We start from the raw sequence: 25,347 nt of genomic DNA, 5'->3' as shown, positions 1-25,347 counted from the left end.
CCGCTTCACAGCCGCGTCAGGTGTTCCGTGCCCCGTGAGGAGTGCCGGCGGCGGGAAGTCCTCGTCGCGCGGGGGAGCAGGGCCGGTTCGGGGGAGGCCGTCCCGGGTTCCAGGGCCAGGACGGCCGCCACCGGGTGTTCCTCCTCGGGGCCGGACTCCGGCGTCGCCCGGGACAGCAGCACCACGCCCCAGCCGGCGAGTCCCGCTCCCGCCACGGCGAGGAGCACGCCGGTCGGTCCGCCCTGGAGCCGTTCGCCGAGGAGCGACAGGCCGATGACCGCGGCCGCCAGCGGATTGGTCAGCGTCACCACCGCCAGCGGGGCTCCGAGGCCGCCCCGGTAGGCCGTCTGCGACAGCAGCAGTCCCGCCGTCGAGAACGCGGCCACCAGCAGCGCCACCCCGATCACCTGCACGCTCAGCACCGGGCCGGACCGGTCCGTCGCCGCCACCGTCACCGTCTGGGTGAGGGCGGACGCCACTCCCGAGGCGAAGCCGGACGCGCTCGCGTGCCGCAGGCCGGGCCGGGCGCCGGGCCGTGCCAGCAGACCGATCGCCATCGCCGTCGCCGCGGCCACCGCCAGCGCCTCCGGCGCACTCAGCACCGCCTCGGGCGACGTCCCCGACGCGGTGAGCAGGATCGCGGCCAGCCCGGCCAGGGTGAAGGCGGTGCCCCGCCACTCGGCCGCGCTCACCCGCCGGCCCGCGACCCGCGCGCCCATCGGCACGGCCGCGACCAGGGTGAGCGCTCCCAGCGGCTGCACCACGGTCAGCGGACCGTACTTGAGCGCCACGACGTGCAGCAGCGCGGCGCCCGCGTTCAGCCCCACCGACGCCCACCAGGCGCCACGGCGCAGCATCCGCGCCACCCCCGAGCCCGGGGCGCGGGAGGCCAGCCGCTCCTGGGCGACGGCGGCGGCCGCGTAGGCGACGGCCGACAGCAGCGACAGACCGACGGCGACGAGGGTGGCGTACCCGGCGCTCATCGTCCCGCCCCCACGAGCACCTGGCGTTCGCCGGCCGGCGCGAGCCGTGGCGCCCCAGGTCCGGCCGGCGTGCCGACCGCGCCGGGGCGCGGCGCGTGGACCACGGCGAGCGCGACGCCCAGCAGGGCCGCGGCGACCAGCGCGTCGAGCCAGTAGTGGTTCGCCGTCCCGACGATCACCAGCAACGTGACCAGCGGATGCAGCAGCCACAGCCAGCGCCACCGCGACCCGGTCGCCACGACGAGGCCGACGGCGACCATCAGCGCCCAGCCGAAGTGCAGCGAGGGCATCGCCGCGAACTGGTTCGACAGATGATCGGTCTGCGGCGGCCCGTACACCGACGGCCCGTACACGCGCGCGGTGTCGACGAGTCCCGTCGCGGCCAGCATGCGGGGCGGGGCCAGCGGGAACGCCAGGTGCAGCGCCAGGGCGGCGGCCGTGACGGCGGCCAGCACCCGGCGCGCCCAGACGTAGTGCGCCGGGCGGCGCAGGTAGAGCCAGACCAGGAAGGCGGCGGTGGCGGGGAAGTGGACGGTCGCGTAGTAGGCGTTCGCGACGCGGACCACCGTGTCGCCGTGCAGCAACAGGGACTGCACCGCGCCCTCGCCGGGCAGTCGCAGCCACCGTTCCACCGCCCACACGCGATGCGCGTCGAGGAAGGCCTCGCCGGTGTGGCCGGCGGCCAGCCGACGGCCGAGCTTGTAGACGAGGAAGAGTCCCGCGACGAGCAGGAGTTCGCGGACTATCGGCGGCCGTGCCGGTATGTCCGGCTCCGCTTGTGCAGGCTCGGTGCGGGCATTCATCCCCCGGCCCCTTCGCTGACGGTGGTGCGTGTGATGGGTGGTGCGTGTGCTGACGGCACATCATCGATACGGTGCCGTACCGATACGTCAGTGTACCGATACGCGCCGGTACCGGTACACTGGCGTATCGATTGCGTACGACACACTGGAACCAGGCCCCCAGCGCCCTCGGGCCGCCCTGCCGGGAAACCGCGGGACACGACGGAGACAAGAGGAGAAGCGCCGATGACGTCGCAGGCCGCGGACGGACCGGAGTCGGTCACCGCCTCGCGCCGCTCCAAGCTCACGCCCGAGCGTGAGCAGGAGTTCTTCGACGCCGTCCTCGAACAGATCCGCGAGTGCGGGTACGACGCCGTGACGATGGAGGGGGTCGCCGCGACCACGCGGTGCAGCAAGTCCACGCTCTACCGGCAGTGGCGCACCAAGCCGCAGTTCGTCGTGGCCGCCCTGCGCTCCCGCCGGCGCTCACGCCTGGACGGCATCGACACCGGCACTCTCGCCGGCGACCTGCGCGAGGCCGCGCGCGCAGCGGCCCGGTGGTCCATGACCGACACCAAGCTCCTCCAGGCCCTCGGGCACGCCGTCACCCAAGACCAGGAACTCGCGCGGGCGCTGCGCGAGGCGCTCGTCGACCCGGAGATCGCGGCACTGCGGGACATCCTGCGGCGCGGGGTCGAGCGCGGCGAGATCCCGGCCGGTCACCCGGCGCTGGAGTACATCCCGGCCCAGATGTTCGGCGTGGTCCGCGCCCGCCCCGTGGTGGACGGGACGTACGCCGACGAGGAGTACCTGCTCCGCTTCGTGGAGGCCGCCGTGCTGCCGGCGCTCGGCCTGACCTGAAGACCCAGGCCGCCGTCCGCGGGATGACCGGACGGCGACCTGCTCGCGCCGCACCGTGGGGACGGGGGCGGCGCGCACCCCCGGCCGGGTGGGACGCCTCTTGAGCGGCAGGCGTCCCACCCGGCCGCCCGGGGATCGTGCTCTCGCCCGCCCGGTACGCCCCCGGCCTCCGGGAGCCGGCGGTGTGCCCCCGGCCTCAGGCAGTCGGCGGTGCGCCCCGGCCGTCCGGCCTCAGGCGCCCCGCCCCGGCTGCCCGCGGAGTCGCCCTCAGACGTCCTGCCCGTTCCCCCCGCCCTTCGCCGCCTTGACCCCCTTGGTGATCGTGTCGATCACCGACACGCTCTGGTCGGCGTCCAGACCGAAGCGCAGGACGACGAACCGCTTGGCGTCGGCCGGCGCCGGGAACGCCAGTGACTCGACGAACCCGTCCGCGCCCTTGCTGGTGATCGCCTTCCAGCGGACCAGGTAGCCCTTCTGCCCGGCCACCGTCACCGCCTGCGAGGCGAGTACCTGGTGTGAGGTGATCGCGCCGTAGGTGGTGCCGCCGTAGGACTCCTTCGCGTTCGCCTCGATGTCCGCCTTGGCGATCGCCTCCGCCGTGGACCCCTTGGCACCCAGCACCTCGGCGGGCGCCGAGTACACGCCGCCCTTGGTGCACGTCTTGGCGGTGTCGCCGGGGCACTTGTAGGCGGAGTCGGAGGTCACCTGCGCGCCCCCGGTCATCTGCTGCCCCGTCCAGCCTGCCGGGACGGGGATGCTGATCCCGTTGAGCGGGTCCGTCACCGAACCGCTCTTGACCTCCGGGGGCGCGGACCCGCGGGGCGACCCGGGAGAGCCGTCGGAGCCCCCCGAACCGTCATTGCCGCCCGAGTCGCCGAAGGGGCCGCCCCCGCCGCCGTCCTGCCCGTCCGGTCCGCCGCGGCCGCCGGGCCCCTGCGCCGTGCCGGGGTCACCCGAGCCGCCGTCGTTCTTGGTCAGCGCGTACACGCCGATTCCGATGCTGGTCAGCACCGCGACGGCCGCCGCGACGGCTATGCCGGTCCGCAGCCCGCGCCGCCCGCCCTTGCCGGGCGGCGCCGCCGGGTACTGCGGATAGGCGGAGTACGCCGGATAGGGCCCGGCGGCCGGCCCCTGAGCCGGCGGACCCCACGCGGCGGCCGAGCCCGCGGGGCGGGTCTGGTCCGTCCACGCACCGCCGTCCCACCAGCGCTCGGTGGCGGGACCGTCACTTGTCTGCCCGGGGTCGGGGTACCACCCGGGGGGAGTCACCTGCGTCATGTCCCCACCGTATGAGGCGTCGGTGAAAGTCGGATGAGAGGGATGCCGTCTCGTGCCTCTCCATGGTGACCGGCGCGCCGCCGCCGCGCGAGCCCCCCGACGCCGTCGCACGCCGTTCCCCCTCCGCCGGCGCGCCCTCCGGACACCGTCGGCGTGCTTCCTCCCGGAAGGCCGGACGTCCCGGGCCCGGCGCGGCGACCTGGCCGAAACGCGACGTCAATTCGGCGCGCGACGAACGGTGTTGACGCTCCGGAGTCTCATCCGCAGGCCCGTCGAGGCGGCCGGGGCCGCTCGCCGTCACCCGTCGAGGCAACAGCTGGCCCTACCGCCCCCGCGCGGGCCGTCGGAGAGCTACGCTCAAGGTCTGTACGTCGTTCGGGCGACTTGGGGAGGTAGCGGGATGACGGAGGTACGGCCGGCGGCGGCCGCCTCGGCTTCCCTGTGGGAGCGCGACGCGGAAGTCGCCGCCATCGAGCGGGCGGTGGAGGCGCTCCGCGCCGACCGCTCCTCCTCGGGCCATGTGCACGTGCTGCGGGGCGAGGCGGGCCTGGGCAAGACGACGCTGCTGGCCGAGACCCGCCGTATCGCGGAGACCCGCGGCTGCACCGTGTGGTCGGCGCGAGGCGGCGAGACCCTGCGGTCCGTCCCCTTCAACGTCGTACGCCAGCTGCTGCAGCCCGCGTTGCTGTCGCTGCTGCCGGAGGAGGCCCGCGAGTACCTCGGCGACTGGTACGACATCGCCGGCCCCGCCCTCGGCATCGCCGAACCCCTCGCGGGCCACGCCGACCCGCAGGGCGTGTGCGACGGCCTGGTCGCCGCGGTGAGCCGGCTGGCCGCGCGCTACTACCCGCTGGTGCTGCTCGTCGACGACGCGCACTGGGCCGACCAGGAGACCCTGCGCTGGCTCGCCGCCTTCACCGAACGCCTCGACCACCTCTCCGTCCTGCTCGTCATCGCCCGCAGGCCCGACGTCAAGGGCGACGCCGCCGGACACCTCGACGCGCTCTCCGGCGCCGCCGCGCACTCCGTGACCAGCCTGAGCGCCCTCACCCCGGAGGCCGTGGCGGGCCTGACCCGCGACACCCTCGGCGCGCACGCCGACGACCCGTTCTGCCGCGAGGTGTGGGCCGTCACCGGCGGCAACCCCTACGAGACCGTCGAACTCCTCGCCAAGGTGCAGGAGAGCGAACTCGACCCGAGCGAGCCCTCCGCCACCGAACTGCGCCCCCTCAACCGCTCCGCCCGCGGCGGCGGACTCGTCGCCCGCCTGGAGGAACTCGGCGTCGACGCCCACCGGTTCGCGATGGCGGCCGCCATCCTCGGCACCGACATCTCCGTCGACGAGGCCGCCCGGCTCGCCGTCATGGGCCGCGAGGACGCGGCGCGCTGCGCCGAACTGCTGCGCAGCGCCCGCATTCTGACCGAGCCCGACCCGGCGGCCATGCCCTCCGCCGACGGCGACCTGGAGTTCCTCCACCCGCTGATCGCCTCAGCCATCTACGAGTCCATCCCGCCGAGCCTGCGCACCGCGATGCACGGCATCGCCGCCGCGGTCGTCACCGACGCCGGCAAGGGCCTCGCCGCCGCCTCCCGTCACCTGATCCAGGTCCACCCCGAGGGCGACGAGGAACTCGTCGAGCAACTGCGCGGCGCGGCCCGCGAACACCTCGCCGTCGGCGCCCCCGACGCGGCCCGCCTCTGCCTGGAACGCGCCCTGCAGGAACCGCCCCCGCCCGACGTCCACGCGCGCGTGCTGCACGAGTTGGGCAGTGCCACCCACCTCACCGCACCCGCGAAGACCATCGAGCACCTGCGTGCCGCGCTCGCCATGCAGGGCCTCGACGGCGGCGAACGCGTCGACGCCATCTTCCGCCTCTCCCAGGCCCTCCTGCACAACGACCAGATGGCGGAGGCCGTGCGCACGGTCGAGGCCGAGGTCGCCCGGCAGCCGCCGGGACCGGCGCGGATGCGGCTTCAGGCCGTGCAGTTCATGTGGGAGGGCGTGCACGCAGGCGAGACCGCCTCACCGGCCCGCTCGCAAAGACTCGCCTCGCTCGCCGCGACCTGCGCCGGCCGCGACAACTCCGAACGCGCCCTGCTCATCCTGCGCGGCTTCGACGCCATGACCCACGGCGAGAACGCCGAGGAGGTCGTCGAGTACTGCGACCGCGCCCTCGTCAACGGCCGCCTCGCGCCCGGGCTCGGGTGGACCGACCCCGAATGGGGCCTCGAACTGCTGATGATGCTGGCCAGCTCCTACGCCTACACCGACCGCCTCGACCGCGCCGAGGCCCTCTTCAACGAGGCCCTGCGCGCCTACGAGACGGCCGGCTGGAGCGGCGGCCATCTCGCCCTCGCCCACGCCTACCTCGGGCTCGGCCACCGTCGCCGAGGCCGGCTGCAGGACGCGGAGAAGTCCCTGCGGGAGTCGCTGCGGCTCGCCGAACGCGTCGGCCGGGGCCTGCCCCTGTACTGGTCGGCCACCTGCAACCTGGTCGACACGCTGCTCGCCCGCGGCCATGTCGACGAGGCGTGGCAGGTCGCCGGACAGCACGGATTCGCCCCGCCCTACCCCTCCACGATCGTGCTCCCCGACCCGCGGTCCGTGCGGGGCCGGCTGCTGCTCGCCGTCGGCCGCACCAAGGACGCCGTCAACGAACTGGAGGAGGCCGAGAAGGCGGCGGCCGTCCGCGGCCACCTCAACCCCGTCATGGTCCCCTGGGCCGTCGACCTCGCCCGCGCCCTCGCCACCGAGGACCCGGCGCGCGCGGCCCGCCTCGCCTCCGACGCTCGCCGCCGGGCCGAACGCTTCGGCACCGACACGGCGATCGGCGAGGCCCTGCGCTGCGCCGCCGCCCTGGAGACCGGCCAGCGCGCGGTCCGGCTGACCGCCCAGGCCGTCGCCTACCTGGAGGCCTCACCCTGCCAGTACGAGCACGCGGCGGCCCGCGTCGAACACGGCATCGCCGCCCGCTCGGTGTCCGAACTCCACCGCGGCCTCACCCTGGCCCGCTCCTGCGGCGCGGACGGCCTGGTCGTCCAGGCCCAGCGGGCACTGGACGGTCTCGGCGCACCCCAGGTGGGGCTGGTCCCCGGCCAGACCCGCCGCTGACTCCGCTCCCGGGTCAGACGCCCCCGTCGGCGGGTCCCTCCTCGGCCAGCGCCCGCTGAGCCGTGGCGAAGGCGGCGTTCGCCGCGGGGACGCCGCAGTAGACGGCCGTCTGCAGCAGGACCGCGGCGATCTCCTCCGAGCTGAGACCGTTGCGCCGGGCAGCCCGCACATGCATGGCCAGTTCGTCGAGGTGGCCGTGGGCCACCAGCGCGGTCAGGGTGATCATGCTGCGTTCCCGGCGGCTGAGGGTCGGGTCGGTCCAGATCTCCCCCCAGGCGTAACGCGAGATGAAGTCCTGGAAGCGGGCCGTGAACGGGCTCTGCCGGGCCTGCGCCCGGGCCACGTGCGCGTCGCCCAGCACCTGGCGGCGGACCTCCATACCGCGCCGGGCGTCTCCGTCGAAGTGGGCGCGCAGCGCCGTCAGCACCGCCTCCGGCCGCTCCGCCGGCGCCAGGTGCGAGGCCCCCGGGATCTCGACCAGTGCGGCGCCCGGCACCGCGTCCGCGATCTCCCGCAGATGCGCGGGCGGCGTCGCCGGGTCCTCGCGCCCGGCGACCGCCAGCGTGGGCGCAGAGATCTCCGGCAGCAGCTCCCGCAGATCGAGCGCGGCCAGCGCGTCACAGCAGGCGGCGTACGCCCCGGGGTCGGCGTCCCGGTGGTCGGCGATCAGCTCCGGGGCGGTGAACCCGGGCGTGAACCAGCGGGCGTCCGCCGTGGCGGCCAACTCCGCGAGCCCCTCGCGCCGCACCAGCGCGGCCCGCTCCCGCCACGGCTGCTCGCCGTTGAAGTGGGCCGAGGAGCAGATCACCGCCAGCGCGGACACCCGGTCGGGGTGGTGCGCCGCGAGGTGCATGCCGACGGCGCCGCCCAACGACACCCCGGCGTAAGCGAAGCGCTCCACGCCCAGCGCGTCCGCGAGCGCCAGCACCAGGGCGGCGAGATCCCCCACGGTGGCGCCGGGCCCGATCAACTCGGCCGCTGAGCCGCCGTGTCCCGGCAGATCCCAGCGGATCACCCGGTGAGTGGTGGACAGTTCGGGCGCGACCTTGTCCCACAAGGCGTACGAGGTCCCCAGCGAGGAGCCGAGGAGCAGCGTGGGCGCGGAAGGGGGCCCCTCGGCGAGGTGGTTGAGCAGCTTCTCGGTCAACGTCGCTCCAGGGCACGGTCGGTGAGGGCTCCGGCGGAGCCGGTGTAACGGGCGGGGTCGGTGAGATCGCCGAGGTCGGCGCCCTTCAATTCGGCTTGCTCGCTGAGCAGTTCCCCAAGAGAGCGGCCTTCGGTGCAGGCGCGGGGAGCGAGTTCGGTGAGCAGCTCCTTCGCGCGGGACCGCCCCAGGATCTGCGACAGTTCGGCGGAGAGCCGCTCGGAGACGATCAGCCCATGCGTGAGACCGAGATGGGAACGCATCGTGTCGGGGTGCACACGCAGCCCCTCCGTCAGCTCGGCGGCGTCCCGGGCGGCCCCGCCGGCCAGTCGCAGCAGATCCCGGAGCGGCTCCCACTCGGCGTGCCAGGCCCCGGCCGGCCGTTCGTCCTCCGCGGCCAGCGACCCGTACAGCACGGCCGCGAGCTGCGGCGCGCGCCGGGCCGCCGACGCGATCAGCGTGGCGCGCACCGGGTTCGCCTTGTGCGGCATGGCCGAGGAGCCGCCCCCGCTGCCCTCCGCCACCTCGGCGATCTCGGTGCGGGCGAGAGTGAGCACGTCGACGGCGACCTTCCCCAGCGCGCCCGCCGTGAAGGCGAGGCACCCGGCGAGGTCGGCGATCGGCGTCCGCAGGGTGTGCCACGGCAACAGCGGTTCCGTGAGCCCGAGTTCACGAGCGTAGGCGGCGGGCAGTTCGGTCGCGTCCGGGGCGCCGTACGCCGTGAACGCGGCCAGTGTCCCGGCCGCGCCGCCGAGTTGGGCGGGCAGGGCGTCCCGTACGGCCGTCGCCCGGTCCCGTGCGTCCAGGACCAGCGACCGCCACCCGGCCGCCTTCAGCCCGAACGTGGTGGGCACGGCGTGCTGGGTGAGCGTGCGCCCGGCCATCGGCGTGTCCCGGTGCCCGGCCGCGAGCCCGGCCAGCGCCCGCTGGGTGCGCTCCAGGTCGGGCAGGAGCAGGTCCAGGGTGCGCCGGGCCACCAGCATGGTCGCCGTGTCCATGATGTCCTGACTGGTCGCGCCCCGGTGGACGTACGGACCGTGCTCCGCGCCGACCGCCTCGGTGAGGTCCCCGACCAGCGGGATCACCGGGTTCCCGCCGGCGCGGGCACGGTCCGCGAGGGACCGTACGTCGAAGACCGCGCGGGCGGCCGCCTCGGTCACCGCGCGCGCGGCCTCCGCGGGGGCCAGCCCCAGCGCGGCCTGAGCCCGGGTGAGCGCGGCCTCGGCGTCGAGCAGCGCCCGCAGATAGGCGCTGTCGCCGGTCGCGGCGGCGGCGGGGGAGCCGGCCCGGCCGGGGGCGAGCAGACCGGCGTCGTCGGGCGCGGCCGGGGCCCCCTCCGGCCCGGACGCCGCGAGGGTCACCGGAACTCCAGGAAGACGGTCTCGCCCTCGCCCTGGAGGCGGACGTCGAAGCGGTAAGGGTCCTTGCCGCCGCCACCCGCGACCAGCGTCGCCCGGCGTGCCTCGTCGAGCCGGGACAGCAGCGGGTCGGCGGCGTGCGCGGCCGTGTCCTCGGGGAAGTAGATCCGGGTGAACAGGTGGACCAGCAGTCCGCGCGCGAACACGCAGACGCTCAGGTAGGGGGCGCTGCGTCCGCGTGCCCCGGGGCGCAGCGTACGGGCCGACCAGTGCCCGTCCGCGTCCGTCTGCACCCGCCCCCAGCCGGTGAACTCCACGCCGTTGCGGCCCTGGAAGCCGCCGCCGGCCGGGTCGCGCCGCATCGAGCCGTCGACCTGGGAAAGCCGGCCCTCGGGGTCCGCGCCCCACAGCTCCAGGAAGGCGTCGGGCAGCGGCCGGCCCGCGCCGTCGTACACATAGCCGTGGACGGCGACGGTGTCGGGGTGGCCGAGCGGGGCGATGTCGCCGCCGCCGGGGAACGGCAGGGCGTGCCCGTAGAAGGGGCCCACCGTGTGCGACGGGGTGGGCAGGACCGTCTCCGGGCGAGCGGTGTCGATCTTCGTCATGGGGGGTCAGCGTCCCTCTTCGATCCAGGTGGCGTGCGGGCCGTCGAGCACGATGTCCCAGTGGTAGCCCATCGAGAACTCCGGCACCGACAGGGCGTGGTCGTAGGTGGCGACCAGCCGTTGCCGGGCCGCGTCGTCCGTCACCGACTGGATGATCGGGTCGTACGGGAACAGCGGGTCGCTCGGGAAGTACATCTGCGTCACCAGCCGTTGCGTGAACGCCGAGCCGAAGAGCGAGAAGTGGATGTGCGCCGGCCGCCAGGCGTTGAGGTGCTGCCGCCACGGGTACGGGCCCGGCTGGATGGTGGTGAAACGGTAGGAGCCGGTGTCGTCGGTGAGCGTGCGGCCGACGCCGGTGAAGTTCGGGTCCAGCGGTGCGTCGTGCTGCTCGCGCCGGTGGGCGTAGCGTCCTGCCGAGTTGGCCTGCCAGATCTCGATCAGCTGGCCGCGGACCGGCCGCCCGGCGCGGTCGAGGAGCCGGCCGGAGACGGTGATGCGCTCACCGATCGGCTCGCCGGTGTGCTGCCGGGTCAGGTCGTTGTCGATCTCGGTGACGTCGCGCTCGCCGAAGGCGGGGGAGGCCAGCTCGACCAGCTCCGGGTCCGTGCCGACGTCGATCGTGACCGGCGGCTGCTTCGGGTGGCGCAGCACGGAGGAACGGTAGGGGGCGTAGTCGCGGCGCGGCTGGTGCTCGACGGGCGCCCCGTCGGCGATCCGCTTCTCGTAGGCGGCGCGCTCGGCCGCGATCTCCAGGTCGATGTCGTGCTGGGTGAGAGTCATGGGGTGTCCCGGTTTCCTGACGGTCTCGTCGAAGGGGGCAGGGGGTGCGGTGCCGCTCACCGTTCGAGGACGAGCGCGAGGCCCTGCCCCACGCCGACGCCGACGCCCCGGAGGTTTTCACGCAGGACGTGCGCGGCCGGATCGTCCGGCCGGACGGCGGCGAGCGCCCCGTCACAGCGGCCGCCGGGCGTGCGGACCGCGTCGACAAGGCGGACGTCCCTCATCGCAGGGCCTCCGTGACGGTGAGTTCGGCGGCGGTGCGCGCGGCGATCTCCTCGACGCTCACGCCGGGCGCGGTCTCAGCCAGCACCAGCCCGTCCCCGGTGACGTCCAGGACGCCGAGGTCGGTGATGATCCGGTCGACGCACCCCTTGCCGGTGAGCGGCAGCGCGCACTCGTCGAGGATCTTGGGGCTGCCGTCCTTGGCGGTGTGGGTCATGACGACGATGACCGTGCGGGCGCCGTGCACCAGGTCCATCGCGCCGCCGATCCCGGTGATCATCTTCCCCGGGATCGCCCAGTTGGCGAGGTCGCCCCTGGCGGACACCTGCATCGCGCCCAGCACGGCGACGTCGATGTGCCCGCCGCGGATCATCGAGAACGACAGCGACGAGTCGAAGAACGACGCCCCCGGCAGGACCGTCACGGTCTCCTTGCCGGCGTTGATCAGATCAGGGTCGACCTGGTCCTCGGTGGGGTAGGGGCCGGTGCCCAGGATGCCGTTCTCGGACTCGAGGATCACCTCGACGCCCGGCGGCAGGTAGTTGGGGATCAGGGTCGGCAGCCCGATGCCGAGGTTGACGTACTGGCCGTCGCGGAGCTCGCGCGCGGCCCGGGCGGCCATCTCCTCACGTGTCCAGGCCATCAGCGGCTCACCGTCCCCTCCGCGCGGGGCGCCGTGACCGTCCGCCGCTCGATCTTCTTGTCGGCCGCCTGCTCCGGAGTCAGCGCGACCACCCGCTGCACGAAGACGCCCGGCAGATGCACCGCGTCCGGGTCGATCTCGCCCGGCTCCAGAAGTTCCTCGACCTCGGCGACGGTCACCCGCCCCGCCATCGCCGCGAGCGGGTTGAAGTTGCGGGCGGAGCGGTTGAAGACGAGGTTGCCGTGCCGATCCCCCTTGGCCGCCCTGACCAGCGCGAAGTCGGTGCGGATACCGCGCTCCAGGACGTAGCGCGCGCCGTCGAACTCGCGGACCTCCTTCGCCGGCGAGGCCAGCGCGACCCCGCCCTCGCCGTCGTAGCGCCAGGGCAGTCCGCCGTCCGCGACCTGCGTGCCCACGCCGGCGGGCGTGTAGAAGGCGGGGATGCCGGCGCCGCCGGCCCGCAGCCGCTCCGCGAGCGTGCCCTGCGGGATCATCTCCACCTCCAGTTCCCCGGCCAGGTACTGGCGGGCGAACTCCTTGTTGGCCCCTATGTAGGAACCGGTCACCCGGCCGATCCGCCCGGCGGCCAGGAGGACGGCGAGGCCCGATTCCATCGCCCCGCAGTTGTTGGAGACGACCGACAGGCCGGTGACGCCCCGCTCGTACAGCGCCTGGATGAGGACATTGGGCACGCCGCTCAGTCCGAACCCGCCCACCGCCAGCGACGCGCCGTCCGGCACGTCCGCCACCGCCTCCAGGGCCGTGGCGACCACCTTGTCCATCCGTCAAGCCCCATCTGTCGTGGACGCGCCGACGCGCCGCAAGGCCTTCGAACCCTCGATCCGCGCGCGCCTGATCCACAGCTCCGATTGATCAGGGCACTGACTATTCGACGAGGTGCTCTTCACGCTGCCACCGCCGGGCCCGACCGTCAACCCCCTGCCGCGGGGCGTCGACACTCAGAGGGGAGACGGCCTCTCGGGTCCCGGGTATCGTTCAGTGCACGTACGATCCGACCTCGGGAGCGCGTATGGCGGCGGTGGACCTGAACACCCATCCCGGGCACCTGGCCCGGCGGCTCCAGCAGGGGCACCACCTCCTGTGGAACGCCATGGTGTCCGAGGAGACCACCTCACCCCAGTTCGCCGTCCTCAACGCCCTCGTCGCCGAGCCCGGCCTCGACCAGCGCACGGTGGGGGAGCGGGTGAACCTGGACCGCTCCACCGTCGCCGAGGTCGTCAGCCGGCTGACCCGGCGCGGGCTGCTCGACAAGGTCCGCGACCCGCAGGACGGCCGCCGCTCCCTGCTGCGCCCCACGGACGAGGGCGCGCGCACGCACCGCCGGCTCGCCCTGCGCGCCGCCCGGATGAGCCAGGTCTTCCTCGCGCCGCTGTCCGCCGAGGAGCGGACGGTGTTCTTCGACCTGCTCCGCCGGGTGGCGGACGCGGCGGAGGGGCTGCGCAACCCGGAGAGCGGGGAGGGGCCGGCCGAGGCGGAGAGCTGACCTCGGCCCGGACAGGCACTAGGGGGCCTTCGCGAACACCACCCACACCTGGCCCGGGGCGAAGGCGACCGGTCTGCCGTCGTTCGTCGTGAACCGGGTGCCCTCCTCGGCCGCCGGTCGCTTCCACCGCACCGCGTAGGAGCGGCCGTCCCGCAGCACCTCCGCCTTCCCCGCTCCCACCGTCTCCGGGTACGGGGTGTGGTTGCCGAGCGAGTCGTGGTAGGCCGACGCGCGCACCCTCATGTACTGCACGACCACCGTCGCCGGCGCTGCCCGCCGTCCGTCGGCGGTCGTGGTCGCGCGGCCGTCGGTGGAGACCAGCCAGCGCCGACGCTCCGGCGACCACTCGAAGGTGAAGCGGGCGGCCGGGTACCGCACCGTGCGCGAGGTCCGCGGCGTTCCGCCGGCAGGCGCGGCGCCGAAGCGGAAGCCGGTGGTCAGAGCGACCGCGCCGGGGGCCGAGGGCAGCAGCCGGCCGGGCCGTACGTACAGGTTGTGCGGGGCCTGACCGTCCGCGCTGCGGTAGTAGGCGTCCGGGGCCGCATCGGGGGTGGCGGCCTTCAACGGAGCCTCGCCGATCAGCGGCAGCAGTTTGCGCTGCGCTCCGGAGAAGGCCAGGACCGGCCGGTCGAACTGGCGCAGCAGTTCGAGGTCGGACTCACGGGCGCTGCGCACCGGCCCGACCGCCTTCGGCAGCTTCGTCGCGTACACCGCCATCAGCCGGCTCAGGCCGCCCTCGACCGGTTCGACGTACACGATGTCCGCGGCGTCCAGGCCGGTCTGCGGACGGGCCGCCCGGACGTTGTCGATCTTCACGGCGAGCAGTGGGCCGGCGGGCGGCGGTGTGCTCAAGCCGGGGCCCCCGGGGTCGTGGTCCGCGCCGCCGGGGGCGCGTTCCGGCCGGCCGGCCGAGGGGGCGGCCGGTGCGGGGCTCGCGCCGTCCGACCGGTGACCACCGGGCCGGTGGCCCGCGCCGCGGGCGTCGTCGACGGGAGCGCTCGATGCCGAGCAGCCCGCCGCCAGGGCGGCCGCGACCACCGTGGCCAGGGCCGCCACCGACCTGTTCACGGGCCGCCCCCGGCGCGCTCCGCACCCCGGGCCCGTCCCGCCGTCCACCGTCGTCACGCCCACCCTCGCACCCCGTTCCATGACTTGATTGTGCGCTTATCGGTTCATCGGTGGCCCTACCCGATCGATCCCGATCGTTCGCGCCGACTGGGCCGTTCGGCCCAGGGGGACGTCCGGAGCGCGGTTCGCCACTCGGGCCCTCGGGTACCCGGGGCGTCCAGGGCCCGGCCCCGGATCCGGAGCGGGCCCCCGAAGTCGGTGGAGGGAGCGCGGCACGATGAAGGCAGTGACCTGGCAGGGGAAGCGCGACGTACGGGTGGAGACCGTGCCCGACCCGACGATCCAGGAACCGACGGACGCCGTCATCCGCGTCACGTCCACCGGGCTGTGCGGATCCGACCTGCACCTCTACGAGGTGCTCACGCCGTTCATGACTCCCGGCGACATCCTCGGCCACGAACCCATGGGCATCGTCGAGGAGGTCGGTGCGGGCGTGCCCGACCTCAAGGCCGGCGACCGGGTCGTCGTCCCGTTCCAGATCGCCTGCGGCGACTGCTGGATGTGCCTCAACTCCCTGCCCACCCAATGCGAGACCACCCAGGTCACCGGCGAGGGCATGGGCGCCGCCCTGTTCGGCTACACACGGCTGTACGGCGCGGTGCCCGGCGGCCAGGCCGAGTACCTGCGCGTCCCGCAGGCGCAGTACGGCCCCATCAAGGTCCCCGAGGGCCCGTCCGACGACCGCTTCGTCTACCTCTCCGACGTGCTGCCCACCGCCTGGCAGGCGGTCGCCTACGCCGGCATCCCCGAGGGCGGCAGCGTCGCCGTGCTCGGTCTCGGGCCCATCGGCGACATGGCCTGCCGGGTCGCCCAGGTGCGCGGCGCCGGACGGGTGTTCGGCGTGGACCTGGTCGGGGACCGGCTGCGGCGGGCTCGCGCCCGGGGCGTCGAGACGTTCGACCTGCGCAGTTTCGACAGCGAGAAGGAACTGGTCGCCGCGATCCGCGACCAGACCGACGGACGCGGGCCCGACGCGGTGATCGACGCCGTCGGCACCGAGGCCCACGGCAGCGCCGCCGCGCGCCTCGTCCAGAACGCCTCCGCCCTGTTGCCCCGCAAGATAGGCGGCCTCCTCGCCGAACGCTTCAGCGTCGACCGCCTCGCCGCCCTGCACACCGCCATCGAGCTGGTGCGCCGCGGCGGAACCATCTCCCTGACCGGCGTCTACGGCGGCATGGCCGACCCGATGCCCATGCTCACCATGTTCGACAAGCAGCTCCAGATCCGGATGGGCCAGGCCAACGTGCGCCGCTGGGTCGACGAGATCCTCCCCTACCTCACCGACGAGGACCCGCTCGGCGTCGACGACTTCGCCACCCACCGCGTGCCGCTGTCGGAGGCGCCCCAGGCCTACGAGACGTTCCAGCAGAAGCGGGACGGCGCGGTCAAGTTCCTCATGACGCCGTAGCCGGCGCCGTCAGGCGCAGCGCCGCCCGGGTCTCACGGTCCGGGCGGCGTCCTGGGCGGCGCGCCCAGGATCTCCGCCAGGTCGTAGCGCACCGGCTCCTCCAACTGCGCGTACGTGCAGCTCTCCGGGGCGCGGTCGGGGCGCCAGCGGCGAAAGCGGGCCGTGTGGCGGAACCGGGCGCCGTTCTCCATGTGGTCGTACGCCACCTCCACCACCCGCTCCGGCCGCAACGGCACCCAGGACAGGTCCTTCTTGCCCGACCAGCGGCTCGGCGCGCCCGGCAGCCTGGCCGTCTCGTGGGCGGCCTCCTGTGACCAGGCGGCCCAGGGATGGCCCGCCGCGTCCTCCATGCGCAGCGGCTCCAGCTCCTCGACCAGCTCGGCCCGCCGCTTCATCGAGAACGCGGCGGACACGCCGACGTGCTGGAGGACGCCCCGGCCGTCGTACAGGCCGAGCAGCAGCGAGCCGACCACGGGGCCGCTCTTGTGCAGCCGGTAGCCGGCCACCACCACGTCCGCCGTGCGCTCGTGCTTGACCTTGAACATGACCCGCTCGTCCTGCCGGTAGGGCAGCGTCAGCGGCTTGGCGATCACCCCGTCCAGCCCCGCGCCCTCGTACTCCTCGAACCACCGCCGCGCCACCTCGACGTCCGTCGTCGCCGGCGCCAGGTGCACGGGCGGCGTCACCCCGGCCAGCGCCCGGGCGAGCAGCGCCCGCCGGTCGGTCATCCCCACGGAGAGCAGCGACTCGTCGGCCAGCGCCAGCAGATCGAACGCGACGAACGACGCCGGGGTCCGCTCGGCGAGCGTGCGCACCCGGGAGTCCGCCGGGTGGATGCGCTCGGTCAGCGCGTCGAAGTCCAGCCGCCCCTCCCGCGCGATCACGATCTCCCCGTCCAGCACGCACCGCACGGGCACCCGCTCCCGCAGCGCCGCCACCAGCTCGGGGAAGTACCTGGTCAGCGGCTTCCCGGTACGGCTGCCCAGCTCGACGTCGGGCCCGTCGCGGAACACGATCGCCCGGAACCCGTCCCACTTCGCCTCGTACTGCATGCCCGGCGGGATCACCGCCACCGACTTGGCGAGCATCGGCTTCACGGGCGGCATGACCGGCAGATCCATGGTCCGATTCTGCTCCGGTACGGCCGTCGTCGCCCGGTGTGCGCGCCATGGGCGGTACGCCTACCGTGGCTCGCATGGGCGATGCGGTGGAACTTCAGGCGGGCGGCCGGACCGTACGGCTGTCCAGTCCCGACAAGGTCTTCTTCCCGGAGCGCGGCTTCACCAAGCTGGACGTCGCCCGCTACTACCAGGCCGTCGCCCCCGGCATCCTGCGCGCCCTGCGCGAGCGGCCCACCACCCTGGAGCGCTACCCGGACGGCGTCACCGGCGAGTCCTTCTTCCAGAAACGGGCCCCGAAGAACATGCCCGACTGGATCCCGACCGCCCACATCACCTTCCCCAGCGGCCGCTCCGCCGACGAGATGTGCCCCACCGAGGAAGCCGCCGTCCTGTGGGCCGCCCAGTTCGGCACGCTCACCTTCCACCCCTGGCCGGTCCGCCGCACCGACGTCGACCGCCCCGACGAACTGCGCATCGACCTCGACCCGCAGCCCGGCACCGACTACGACGACGCCGTCCACGCCGCCCACGAACTGCGGGCCGTCCTGGAGGAGTTCGGAGGGCTGCGTGGCTGGCCGAAGACCTCCGGCGGACGCGGGCTGCACGTGTTCGTGCCGATCGAGCCGCGCTGGACCTTCACCCAGGTCCGGCGCGCCGCCATCGCCGTCGGCCGGGAGATGGAACGCCGGATGCCCGAGCGGGTGACCATCAAGTGGTGGAAGGAGGAGCGCGGCGAGCGCATCTTCATCGACTACAACCAGACCGCCCGCGACCGCACCATCGCCTCCGCCTACTCCGTACGGCCCCGCCCGCACGCCCCCGTGTCGGCGCCCCTGCGCTGGGAGGAGGTCGGCGTGGCCCACCCGCGCGACTTCGACATCGCGACGATGCCGGCCCGCTACGCCGAACTCGGCGACGTGCACGCCGACATGGACGACCACGCCTACTCCCTGGACGCCCTCCTCGACCTCGCCCGCCGCGACGAACACGACCACGGGCTCGGCGACCTGCCCTATCCGCCGGAGTACCCGAAGATGCCGGGGGAGCCCAGGCGGGTCCAGCCGAGCCGGGCCCGCAAGAGCCCCTCCTGAGAGGGTCCCGCAGGCGCCGAGAGCGCTCTGAGGGCGGGTTCCGCGCAGGGCTATCCTGGCCCCACCACCGAGGAGGAGCCCCGCAGTGACCGAGACAGCCCCGCGTCCCACGCTGGAGGCCGTGGCCGCGCGGGCCGGGGTCTCCCGGGCCACCGTCTCACGGGTGGTCAACGGCGGGGACGGGGTCAGGGAGCCGCTCGTCGAGCGGGTCCGGCGGGCCGTGGAGGAACTCGGGTACGTCCCCAACCAGGCCGCCCGCAGCCTGGTGACCAGACGGCACGACGCCGTCGCCGTCGTCATCGCCGAACCCGAGACGCGGGTCTTCGCCGACCCCTTCTTCGCACTCCAACTCCGAGGCATCAGCAAGGAGTTGACGGCTCATGACAACCAGCTGGTGCTGCTGCTCACCGAGGGCCGGGACGACCACGCCCGGGTCGCCCGCTATCTCGCCGGCGGCCATGTCGACGGCGCCCTCGTCTTCTCCCTCCACCTCGACGACCCGCTGCCCGGTCTGATCCAGGGCGCCGGTGTGCCCACCGTGTTCGGCGGGCGCCCCGGCTGGAGCGACGGCACCCGGGACGTCGTCTACGTCGACAGCGACAACCGCGGCGGCGCCCGCGAGGCCGTGCGCCACCTCGTGGGCCTGGGCCGCCGCCGGGTCGCGCACATCACCGGGCCCCTCGACCAGACCTCCGCCGCGGACCGCCTCCAGGGCTTCCGGGACGTCATGGCCGACGCGGACCCGCGGCTCGTGGCGGAGGGCGACTTCACCCCCGGCGGCGGCGAGCGCGCGATGCGGGAACTCCTGGACCGCAGCCCCGACCTCGACGCCGTGTTCGCCGCCAACGACCTCAGCGCCGCGGGCGCCCTGCGCGTCCTGCGCGCACACGGGCGGCGCGTGCCCGAGGACGTGGCGGTGGTCGGCTTCGACGACATGCTGCCCGTGGCCGAACAGACCGCTCCGCCGCTGACGACGGTCCGTCAGGACATCGAGGAGATGGGCCGGATCATGGCCCGCCTCCTCCTCCACGGCGGCCACGACCCCGCCGCCCCCGGCCCCGGCACGGTCCTGCCGACCACCCTGGTCCGCCGCGCCTCCGCCTAGCCCTTAGGGCGTGTTCGAAAGCAGTGTCGTCCGCCCGGAGGGCCTGGGGGCACCTCCCACGCCCTGGAGGCAGTGGGGGAGGGGCTTCCGAAACACGCCTCAGGAAGTTCCGGCAGTCCCTCAGGCCGGCCGGGGTGCGCTCCTCATCACCGCGAAGCGTGCGCCGTCCGGGTCGGCGAGTGAGGCGATGCGGCCGACGCCCGGCAGGTCGACGGCCGCCCGCCGCACCGACCCGCCCAGCTCCCCGGCGCGGGCGACGGCCGTGTCCACGTCGGCGACCTCGAAGTACGGCAGCCAGTACGCGCCCGACACCGCCCCTGCCTCCTCGGGATCGTCGCCCGGCGGGACGATCCCGCCGAACATGGCCTCCGGTCCGGCGCCGGCCGGGTTGACGCACGTGTACGTGCCGCCCGGGAACGGCACGGCCGACGTCTCCAGGCCCAGGGCGGCCCCGTAGAAGGCGGCGGCCGCCGCCTCGTCCGGCGTGTACAGCTCGACCCAGCGCAGCGAGCCCGGGTCGCCCGCTATGTCCACGCCCTTGATCTGTCCCGGCTGCCAGACGCCGAACGGCGCGCCGGCGGAGTCGGCGAGGATCGCCATCGTGCCCTGGCCCATGACGTCCATGGGCGGGAAGAGGACGCTGCCGTGCGCCTGCTCGACCGCCTTGCAGGTGTCCTCCGCGTCCGCCGACTGGAAGTACACCGTCCACGACGGCGGACCCTGCTCGGGCGTGGTCTGCATGCCGCCGGCCGCCGTCCTCCCGTCCAGCTGGAAGAAGCCGTAGCCGCCGGCGTCCGGCCCCGCCGACCGGAACCGCCAGCCGAAGAGGGCGCCGTAGAAGGCCGAAGCGCGCTCGATGTCCGACGTGCCGACGTCGACCCAGTTCGGAGCGCCGTTGACGAAACGGGTGGTGAGCATCGCGCCCTCCTCCTCGCAGTCCCGTTCTGTGCACTGCCGAGTCTGGCACCGCCCACTGACAACCGCCGCCCGGCCGTGTATATCCGGCGTTGAGCGAACGTTTTTCGCCGCCCGGCACGATCCTCGCCATGTACACCGACACGATCCGCACACCCGAGCTCGCCTGGCAGCGGGAGGCGCTGTGCGCGCAGACCGGGGCGGACTTCTTCTTCCCGGAGCCCGGCAGCTCGGTCCGCGAGGCCAAGCGCATCTGCGGCCTGTGCGAGATGCGCCCCGCCTGTCTCGACTACGCCCTGAACCACGACGAACGCTTCGGCGTGTGGGGCGGCCTCTCCGAGAAGGAACGGCTCGAACTGCGCCGCACCTCGTCCTGAACCCGGCACACACGGCACGGTCGGCCGCACGACCGGGTCGGCATATTCGGGAGACCGCGTCGCGGGGGTGCGGTTAAGATCCCGAAAAGCGCGTCCGGATGTAGCGCAGAGGCAGGCGCACCGCCTTGCCCAGGCGACCACGCCGGTTCGAATCCGGCTGTCCGGATGCGCGCGGGGTCCTGTAGAGCAGAGGCAGACTCGCCGCCTTCTCAGGGCGGTCACGCCGGTTCGAATCCGGTCGGGACCACGGTTCGACGCGGCAGGGGCGGGCGGGGACGGATGGGCGCGGAGATCACCGAGGCGGACATCGCCGCCTTTCACGACGTCGTGGGCCGGCTGCGCGCCCTGCCCGTCGACGATCCCGTCCGGCTGCGGGCCGAGCAGGTCGCGGCGTCCTTCGCCCGCGACGGCCGGCTGCGCCGGCGCAAGGCGCGCGGCGCGCAGGTGTCCGCCGCCGACGCGGCGGCGATGGCCGCGACCTCGACCGGGGCGCTGGACCGCCGCGAGGACGCGCCCCTGACGGACGACGTCCGACACGGAGCCGAGGCTGTGGGGTCGGCCGAGAGCACGGGCCGAACCCCGGGCACGGAGCCCGTCGCAAGCCCCGTACCCGGCACCCCCCGCGTCGTGGGCGTCTACCGCCGGCCCCGCACCTGCTACGTCTGCAAGCTGCCGTACCGACAGGTCGACGCCTTCTACCACCGTCTCTGTCCCGCCTGCGCCGCCGACAACAGTGCGCGCCGCGCCCTGAGCACCGACCTGAGCGGACGCCGGGTCCTGCTGACCGGCGGCAGGGTGAAGATCGGCTTCCAGCTGGCTCTGATGATGCTGCGCGACGGCGCGGAGGTCGCCGTCACCTCCCGGTTCCCGCACGACACCGTGCGCCGGTTCCACGCCGAGCCCCGCAGCGCGGCCTGGCGGGACCGGCTCACCGTCCTCGCCGTCGACCTGCGCGACCCGCGCCAGGTGCTGGGCCTGTGCGAGGACCTGCGCCGGGAGGGCGAGCCGCTCGACATCCTCGTCAACAACGCGGCCCAGACCGTGCGCCGCCCGCCCTCGTCCTACGCCCTGCTGGCCGCCGGCGAGCACGACACGCTGCCCGAAGGCGCGCGCCCCGCGCCCGGCTTCAAGCCGATGCGCATGCTGGAGGGTCTCGGCGGCTCCCTCTCCGCCCTGCCCGCAGCCCTGCACGAGGCCGACGAGGCCGGGCTGCTGCCCGACCCGTCCCCGGAGAACTCCTGGTCCGCGCGGCTCGGCGAACTCGACCCGGCCGAGGTGCTGGAGACGCAGCTCGTCAACTCCCTCGCCCCCGCCCTGCTGTGCGACCGGCTGCTGCCGCTGCTGCTCGCCTCCCCGCGCCCGCGCCGCTACGTGATCAACGTGACCGCCGTGGAGGGCCGGTTCGCCGTGCGCAACAAGACGGCGGGGCACCCGCACACCAACATGGCCAAGGCCGCCCTCAACATGCTCACCCGCACCAGCGCCGCCGAACTCGCCGAGCAGGGCGTGCACATGTGCGCCGTCGACACGGGCTGGATCACCGACGAGAACCCCGCGCCCAAGAAGGCCAGGATGGCGAACGCGGGCTTCCGCACCCCGCTGGACATCGTGGACGGCGCGGCCCGCGTGTACGACCCCGTCGTCCGCGGCGAGGCCGGCGACCCGGTGGCGGGCGTGTTCCTGAAGGACTACCGCGAGGCGCAGTGGTGACCGGCCCCGCCGTCCCCTCTCCCTGGTCTCCCTGACACCGGACCCGAGCCGCTACGCTCTGCGTCAAGGGCGGGGTCGTAGCGCAGAGGCAGGCGCACCGGTCTCCAAAACCGGAACACGCTGGTTCGAATCCAGCCACCCCGCCCCCTGACGTCCTTCGACTCCCTACCGTCGCACCCCGTTTCCGGCGACGGCACCCGCCGTCGCCGTCAACTCGCGGGCGGTGCCGTGGAACGTGCCCATGAGTCGCGCCAGCGCCGTCCACGCCTCCTCCCGGTCGCCCAGGTGACGCCGCACCAGGGGCCGCAAGGCGTCTTCGGCTTCGCCGATCCGCGCCGGGAACAGCGATCCGCCCATGGACAGCAGATCCAGGACGCGTACGGCGGGCCCGTGGTCCAGGGCGTACTGCGCCGGGCCGTCGACGACGCCCGCGCCACGGAGCCGGTGGGTGAACTTGGGGTGCGCGCCGAAGCCGGCGCGGGTCGCGGGCGGGCAGTCGGGGCGTACGGCCAGCGCCCAGCGCGCGTAACCCGGCAGGGCGCGCTCGGCGTCCGCCTCGGTGACCGATGCCCAGTCGTCCGGGGTGAGGACCATGGACGCGGCCGCGCGCCCGGTGGCCATGGTGGTCGCCGCGCGCAGGGCGCCGACCAGGCCGTGGCGGACGTAGCTCTCGGGTATGCCGGGTTCCTCGACCGGCAGCCGCCAGCCCGGCCGCGGTGGCCGCTCACGCCCGAGGCCGAACGGGATGCCGCGGGCGAGGGCCCGGCGCAGGCCGGTGTCGAGGCCGGTGTACTGCCACACCACGGCGTTCAGCTGCGGGTCGTCCTCCTGGAGCACCCACAGCACGAGGGAGGACGGGACGCCCGGCGGCCATGTCCACGGCCGGCTCAGCCGCTGCCGCCGCGACGCGGAGGTCTGGCGCGCGCCGCCCGTCAGCCCGACGCGTGCGCGGACGCGCCGGGCGGTCTCCTCGTCGGTCAGACCGAGCAGGAAACCGAGCGCCCGGCCCTCCGGGTGGCTGTGGTGCATGGCGGCATGATGCCGCATGACGCCGACGGCCCGCACCGGGAAATCGCTTCCCTGTGCGGGCCGTCGGCTCGAGCGGTGTGTTGCCGGGGTCGGCGGGTGTCAGGCTCCGGCGCGTGCCGCCATCCGTGCCTTGCGCGCCGCCAGCTTCTCGTCGAACTTCAGGGCCTCGGCGTCCAGACCGTCCATGTACAGGCCGAGTTCCTCCTGCGCCTTCAGGCCCTCGGGGCCGAGACCGTCGATCTCCATCACCTTCAGGAAGCGCAGCACCGGCTGGAGCACGTCGTCGTGGTGGATGCGCAGGTTGTAGACCTCGCCGATCGCCATCTGCGCCGCGGCCCGCTCGAAGCCGGGGATGCCGTGGCCGGGCATGCGGAAGTCGACGACGACGTCCCGCACGGCCTGCATGGTGAGGTCGGGGGCGAGTTCGAAGGCGGCCTTCAGGAGGTTGCGGTAGAAGACCATGTGGAGGTTCTCGTCGGTCGCGATGCGGGCCAGCATGCGGTCGCAGACCGGGTCGCCGGACTGGTGACCGGTGTTGCGGTGGGAGATGCGGGTCGCGAGCTCCTGGAAGGAGACGTAGGCGATCGAGTGGAGCATCGAGTGCCGGTTGTCGGACTCGAAGCCCTCGCTCATGTGGGACATCCGGAACTCCTCCAGCTTGTCCGGGTCCACCGCGCGCGAGGCCAGCAGGTAGTCGCGCATCACGATGCCGTGCCGGCCCTCCTCCGCCGTCCAGCGGTGCACCCAGGTGCCCCAGGCGCCGTCCCGGCCGAACAGGCTGGCGATCTCGTGGTGGTAGCTGGGGAGGTTGTCCTCGGTCAGGAGGTTCACGACCAGGGCGATACGGCCGATCTCGGTGACCTTCGACTGCTCCTTCTCCCAGGCCTCGCCGTCCTCGAAGAAGCCGGGGAAGTTGCGGCCGTCGCTCCAGGGCACGTACTCGTGCGGCATCCAGTCCTTGGTGACCTTCAGGTGCCGGTCGAGCTCCTTCTCGACAACTTCCTCCAGGGCGTACAGCAGCTTGGCGTCGGTCCAGACGGAGGGGCTGCCGAGGTGCGGGGAGGCGATCGTCACGGGTACTCCAGGGGACGAGATGCAGAGCGGAGAGACATCCGGTGCTACACCGGAACTTACGGGATCGTAGGCTACGAATCCGTAGGTTACGAATCCGTAGGTTAAGGGCGCCGTAAAGAGCGCTGATCAGCCGCCGGTCGACCGGGCCCCAGCCGACTCGCCGAGCCGTCGAACCGATCTTTCCGGGTACGCGGAACAGCCCCGGGACGCACGGGTCCCGGGGCTGAGGCGGCGCACACGTCACGCGGTCAGGCGTACAGCTCCCGCAGTCGCACCGAGAGGCATGTCACACAGCCCTCCAGCTTCTCGAACTCGCTGATGTCGACCACGACGGGCTCGTACCCGAGGCTTTCGAGCAGCTCCTGCGTCCTCGGCGCGCTGGCCGCCATGAGCAGCTTGGGGCCGCCCAGCAGCACCACGTGCGCGCCGGCCTCCTCGGGCACCGAGAGGAACCGCGGGAACAGCGAGGGGCGGTCCACCTTCGGGATGTGCCCGATCACCGTGCCGTCCGGGAGCGCGGTGACCGCCGACTTCAGATGCAGCACCTTGCTCACCGGCACCGCCACGACCCGCGCCCCCAGCGGCTCGAAGGCCTCCCGCACCTGCTGCACGCCGGCCGCGTTCGTACGGCCGCCCCGGCCCACGTAGACCGTGTCGCCGACCTTCAGCACGTCGCCGCCGTCCAGCGTGCCCGGCTCCCAGATCCAGTTGACCGAGCAGCCCATACGGGCCACGGCCTCCTCGACGCCGGCGGTCTCCTCCCGCCGGGACTCGGCGCCGGGCCGCGCGATCAGGGCGACGTTGCGGTACATCACGACGGCGTCCTCGACGAACACCGAGTCGGGGCAGTCGTCGGCCGGATCGACCTCGACGGTCTCCCAGCCGTGCGCCCGCAGGGCCTCGACGTACGCCTCCCACTGCTTCAGGGCGAGGCCCACGTCGACCGTCTCCCGCTCGAGGTGCGTCACCAGGCCTTCGGCGAGGCGCGGGCTGGGGCGGCGGATGAGGGCCTTCTTGCTGGGCACGTCCAGGTCTCCGAATCGGCGGGGTGGCTCGGGGCCTGCCCGGCAGACCCCGACCGGCGCCCCTGTCCGACGCCGATCCGCCATCATGCAAC

At 73.9% G+C, this 25,347-nt stretch carries 23 protein-coding genes, 3 tRNA genes and 1 pseudogene; 11 read left to right on the top strand and 16 right to left on the bottom strand.

The window, feature by feature from the left end:
- Positions 1-5: 5 nt before the first annotated feature.
- Together ACIRS4_RS04875 and ACIRS4_RS04870 are read right to left on the bottom strand one after the other, a co-directional pair.
- On the bottom strand, positions 6-983 hold the full coding sequence (locus ACIRS4_RS04875; RefSeq protein ID WP_404190076.1) for a hypothetical protein: 978 nt from the start codon (positions 981-983) through the stop codon (positions 6-8).
- Positions 980-1,786 carry a phosphatase PAP2 family protein gene (locus ACIRS4_RS04870; protein ID WP_404190073.1) on the bottom strand — a complete coding sequence of 269 codons (807 nt, stop codon included), beginning with the start codon at positions 1,784-1,786 and terminating at the stop codon, positions 980-982. Before ACIRS4_RS04870 ends, ACIRS4_RS04875 begins: the two co-directional genes overlap by 4 nt.
- Positions 1,787-2,011: 225 nt before the next feature.
- Here ACIRS4_RS04870 and ACIRS4_RS04865 point away from each other — a divergent pair, with 225 nt between their 5' ends.
- Positions 2,012-2,626 carry a TetR/AcrR family transcriptional regulator C-terminal ligand-binding domain-containing protein gene (locus ACIRS4_RS04865; protein ID WP_358796279.1) on the top strand — a complete coding sequence of 205 codons (615 nt, stop codon included), beginning with the start codon at positions 2,012-2,014 and terminating at the stop codon, positions 2,624-2,626.
- 267 nt (positions 2,627-2,893) lie between these two features.
- Here ACIRS4_RS04865 and ACIRS4_RS04860 read toward each other — a convergent pair whose 3' ends face one another.
- Positions 2,894-3,904, bottom strand: coding sequence for a DUF2510 domain-containing protein (locus ACIRS4_RS04860; RefSeq protein ID WP_404190069.1), 1,011 nt, complete (start codon positions 3,902-3,904; stop codon positions 2,894-2,896).
- Positions 3,905-4,304: 400 nt separating this feature from the next.
- Here ACIRS4_RS04860 and ACIRS4_RS04855 point away from each other — a divergent pair, with 400 nt between their 5' ends.
- The gene (locus ACIRS4_RS04855) at positions 4,305-7,016 is read left to right on the top strand and encodes an ATP-binding protein (protein ID WP_404190066.1); all 2,712 of its coding nucleotides are present in this window, start codon (positions 4,305-4,307) and stop codon (positions 7,014-7,016) included.
- Between the two features lie 13 nt (positions 7,017-7,029).
- On the opposite strand, the gene pcaD is transcribed toward ACIRS4_RS04855, so the two are convergent.
- From pcaD to ACIRS4_RS04820, 7 genes and pseudogenes are all read right to left on the bottom strand, one after another.
- Positions 7,030-8,163 (bottom strand): 3-oxoadipate enol-lactonase, encoded by a 1,134-nt coding sequence (gene pcaD / locus ACIRS4_RS04850; protein WP_404190063.1) that lies wholly within the window; start codon positions 8,161-8,163, stop codon positions 7,030-7,032.
- Entirely contained in the window at positions 8,160-9,521 is a 1,362-nt protein-coding gene (gene pcaB, locus ACIRS4_RS04845) for a 3-carboxy-cis,cis-muconate cycloisomerase (protein ID WP_404190060.1), read from the bottom strand. Before pcaB ends, pcaD begins: the two co-directional genes overlap by 4 nt.
- Positions 9,518-10,123, bottom strand: a complete 606-nt coding sequence (gene pcaG, locus ACIRS4_RS04840; RefSeq protein ID WP_404190058.1) for a protocatechuate 3,4-dioxygenase subunit alpha — start codon at positions 10,121-10,123, stop codon at positions 9,518-9,520. The genes pcaB and pcaG overlap by 4 nt, the downstream gene beginning before the upstream one ends.
- A gap of 6 nt (positions 10,124-10,129) precedes the next feature.
- Positions 10,130-10,903, bottom strand: coding sequence for a protocatechuate 3,4-dioxygenase subunit beta (gene pcaH, locus ACIRS4_RS04835; protein WP_404190055.1), 774 nt, complete (start codon positions 10,901-10,903; stop codon positions 10,130-10,132).
- A 110-nt stretch (positions 10,904-11,013) separates the two neighbouring features.
- Positions 11,014-11,127, bottom strand: a pseudogene (locus ACIRS4_RS04830) (acetyl-CoA acetyltransferase); the annotation flags it as partial.
- Positions 11,124-11,768, bottom strand: coding sequence for a 3-oxoacid CoA-transferase subunit B (locus ACIRS4_RS04825; RefSeq protein ID WP_404190052.1), 645 nt, complete (start codon positions 11,766-11,768; stop codon positions 11,124-11,126). The pseudogene ACIRS4_RS04830 and the gene ACIRS4_RS04825, both read right to left, overlap by 4 nt.
- On the bottom strand, positions 11,768-12,550 hold the full coding sequence (locus ACIRS4_RS04820) for a CoA transferase subunit A (protein ID WP_404190050.1): 783 nt from the start codon (positions 12,548-12,550) through the stop codon (positions 11,768-11,770). The genes ACIRS4_RS04825 and ACIRS4_RS04820 overlap by 1 nt, the downstream gene beginning before the upstream one ends.
- Positions 12,551-12,798: 248 nt before the next feature.
- Between ACIRS4_RS04820 and ACIRS4_RS04815 the strand changes: the two genes are divergently transcribed.
- Positions 12,799-13,272 carry a MarR family winged helix-turn-helix transcriptional regulator gene (locus tag ACIRS4_RS04815; RefSeq protein WP_404190047.1) on the top strand — a complete coding sequence of 158 codons (474 nt, stop codon included), beginning with the start codon at positions 12,799-12,801 and terminating at the stop codon, positions 13,270-13,272.
- Between the two features lie 18 nt (positions 13,273-13,290).
- Here ACIRS4_RS04815 and ACIRS4_RS04810 read toward each other — a convergent pair whose 3' ends face one another.
- Positions 13,291-14,421 carry a DUF3048 domain-containing protein gene (locus ACIRS4_RS04810; RefSeq protein WP_404190044.1) on the bottom strand — a complete coding sequence of 377 codons (1,131 nt, stop codon included), beginning with the start codon at positions 14,419-14,421 and terminating at the stop codon, positions 13,291-13,293.
- 196 nt (positions 14,422-14,617) lie between these two features.
- Here ACIRS4_RS04810 and ACIRS4_RS04805 point away from each other — a divergent pair, with 196 nt between their 5' ends.
- Complete coding sequence (locus ACIRS4_RS04805; RefSeq protein WP_404190041.1) at positions 14,618-15,808, top strand: zinc-dependent alcohol dehydrogenase; 1,191 nt, start codon at positions 14,618-14,620, stop codon at positions 15,806-15,808.
- A gap of 32 nt (positions 15,809-15,840) precedes the next feature.
- Here ACIRS4_RS04805 and ACIRS4_RS04800 read toward each other — a convergent pair whose 3' ends face one another.
- Positions 15,841-16,929: an ATP-dependent DNA ligase gene (locus tag ACIRS4_RS04800; protein WP_404190038.1), complete on the bottom strand. Its 1,089-nt coding sequence runs from the start codon at positions 16,927-16,929 to the stop codon at positions 15,841-15,843.
- Between the two features lie 74 nt (positions 16,930-17,003).
- Here ACIRS4_RS04800 and ligD point away from each other — a divergent pair, with 74 nt between their 5' ends.
- Both ligD and ACIRS4_RS04790 read left to right on the top strand, forming a co-directional pair.
- A complete protein-coding gene (ligD, locus tag ACIRS4_RS04795) occupies positions 17,004-18,020 on the top strand; it encodes a non-homologous end-joining DNA ligase (protein ID WP_404190035.1) in 1,017 nt (338 codons plus the stop codon).
- An 85-nt stretch (positions 18,021-18,105) separates the two neighbouring features.
- Entirely contained in the window at positions 18,106-19,125 is a 1,020-nt protein-coding gene (locus ACIRS4_RS04790) for a LacI family DNA-binding transcriptional regulator (protein WP_404190032.1), read from the top strand.
- Positions 19,126-19,245: 120 nt separating this feature from the next.
- Here the strand turns inward: ACIRS4_RS04790 and ACIRS4_RS04785 are convergent, their stop codons facing one another.
- Positions 19,246-20,043: a VOC family protein gene (locus ACIRS4_RS04785; protein ID WP_404190030.1), complete on the bottom strand. Its 798-nt coding sequence runs from the start codon at positions 20,041-20,043 to the stop codon at positions 19,246-19,248.
- 128 nt (positions 20,044-20,171) lie between these two features.
- On the opposite strand from ACIRS4_RS04785, the gene ACIRS4_RS04780 reads away from it, so the two are divergent.
- The 5 genes from ACIRS4_RS04780 to ACIRS4_RS04760 all read left to right on the top strand — a co-directional run bounded on the left by ACIRS4_RS04780 (position 20,172) and on the right by ACIRS4_RS04760 (position 22,272).
- Positions 20,172-20,417 (top strand): WhiB family transcriptional regulator, encoded by a 246-nt coding sequence (locus tag ACIRS4_RS04780; RefSeq protein WP_207228691.1) that lies wholly within the window; start codon positions 20,172-20,174, stop codon positions 20,415-20,417.
- A 94-nt stretch (positions 20,418-20,511) separates the two neighbouring features.
- A tRNA-Gly gene (locus ACIRS4_RS04775) sits at positions 20,512-20,583 on the top strand.
- A 9-nt stretch (positions 20,584-20,592) separates the two neighbouring features.
- Positions 20,593-20,664: transfer RNA gene (locus tag ACIRS4_RS04770), tRNA-Glu, on the top strand.
- 32 nt (positions 20,665-20,696) lie between these two features.
- A complete protein-coding gene (locus ACIRS4_RS04765; protein WP_404190027.1) occupies positions 20,697-22,127 on the top strand; it encodes an SDR family NAD(P)-dependent oxidoreductase in 1,431 nt (476 codons plus the stop codon).
- A 69-nt stretch (positions 22,128-22,196) separates the two neighbouring features.
- Positions 22,197-22,272: transfer RNA gene (locus ACIRS4_RS04760), tRNA-Trp, on the top strand.
- A 20-nt stretch (positions 22,273-22,292) separates the two neighbouring features.
- On the opposite strand, the gene ACIRS4_RS04755 is transcribed toward ACIRS4_RS04760, so the two are convergent.
- The 3 genes from ACIRS4_RS04755 to ddaH all read right to left on the bottom strand — a co-directional run bounded on the left by ACIRS4_RS04755 (position 22,293) and on the right by ddaH (position 25,255).
- A complete protein-coding gene (locus ACIRS4_RS04755) occupies positions 22,293-23,156 on the bottom strand; it encodes a hypothetical protein (RefSeq protein WP_404190024.1) in 864 nt (287 codons plus the stop codon).
- A gap of 99 nt (positions 23,157-23,255) precedes the next feature.
- Positions 23,256-24,230 (bottom strand): acyl-ACP desaturase, encoded by a 975-nt coding sequence (locus tag ACIRS4_RS04750; protein WP_404190022.1) that lies wholly within the window; start codon positions 24,228-24,230, stop codon positions 23,256-23,258.
- Between the two features lie 248 nt (positions 24,231-24,478).
- The gene (ddaH, locus tag ACIRS4_RS04745) at positions 24,479-25,255 is read right to left on the bottom strand and encodes a dimethylargininase (RefSeq protein WP_404190019.1); all 777 of its coding nucleotides are present in this window, start codon (positions 25,253-25,255) and stop codon (positions 24,479-24,481) included.
- Between the last annotated feature and the right edge of the window lie 92 nt (positions 25,256-25,347).

The organism is Streptomyces sp. NPDC101166 (genome assembly GCF_044768125.1).
Lineage (GTDB): Bacteria > Actinomycetota > Actinomycetes > Streptomycetales > Streptomycetaceae > Streptomyces.
This window is presented reverse-complemented; position numbering and strand designations above follow the sequence as displayed.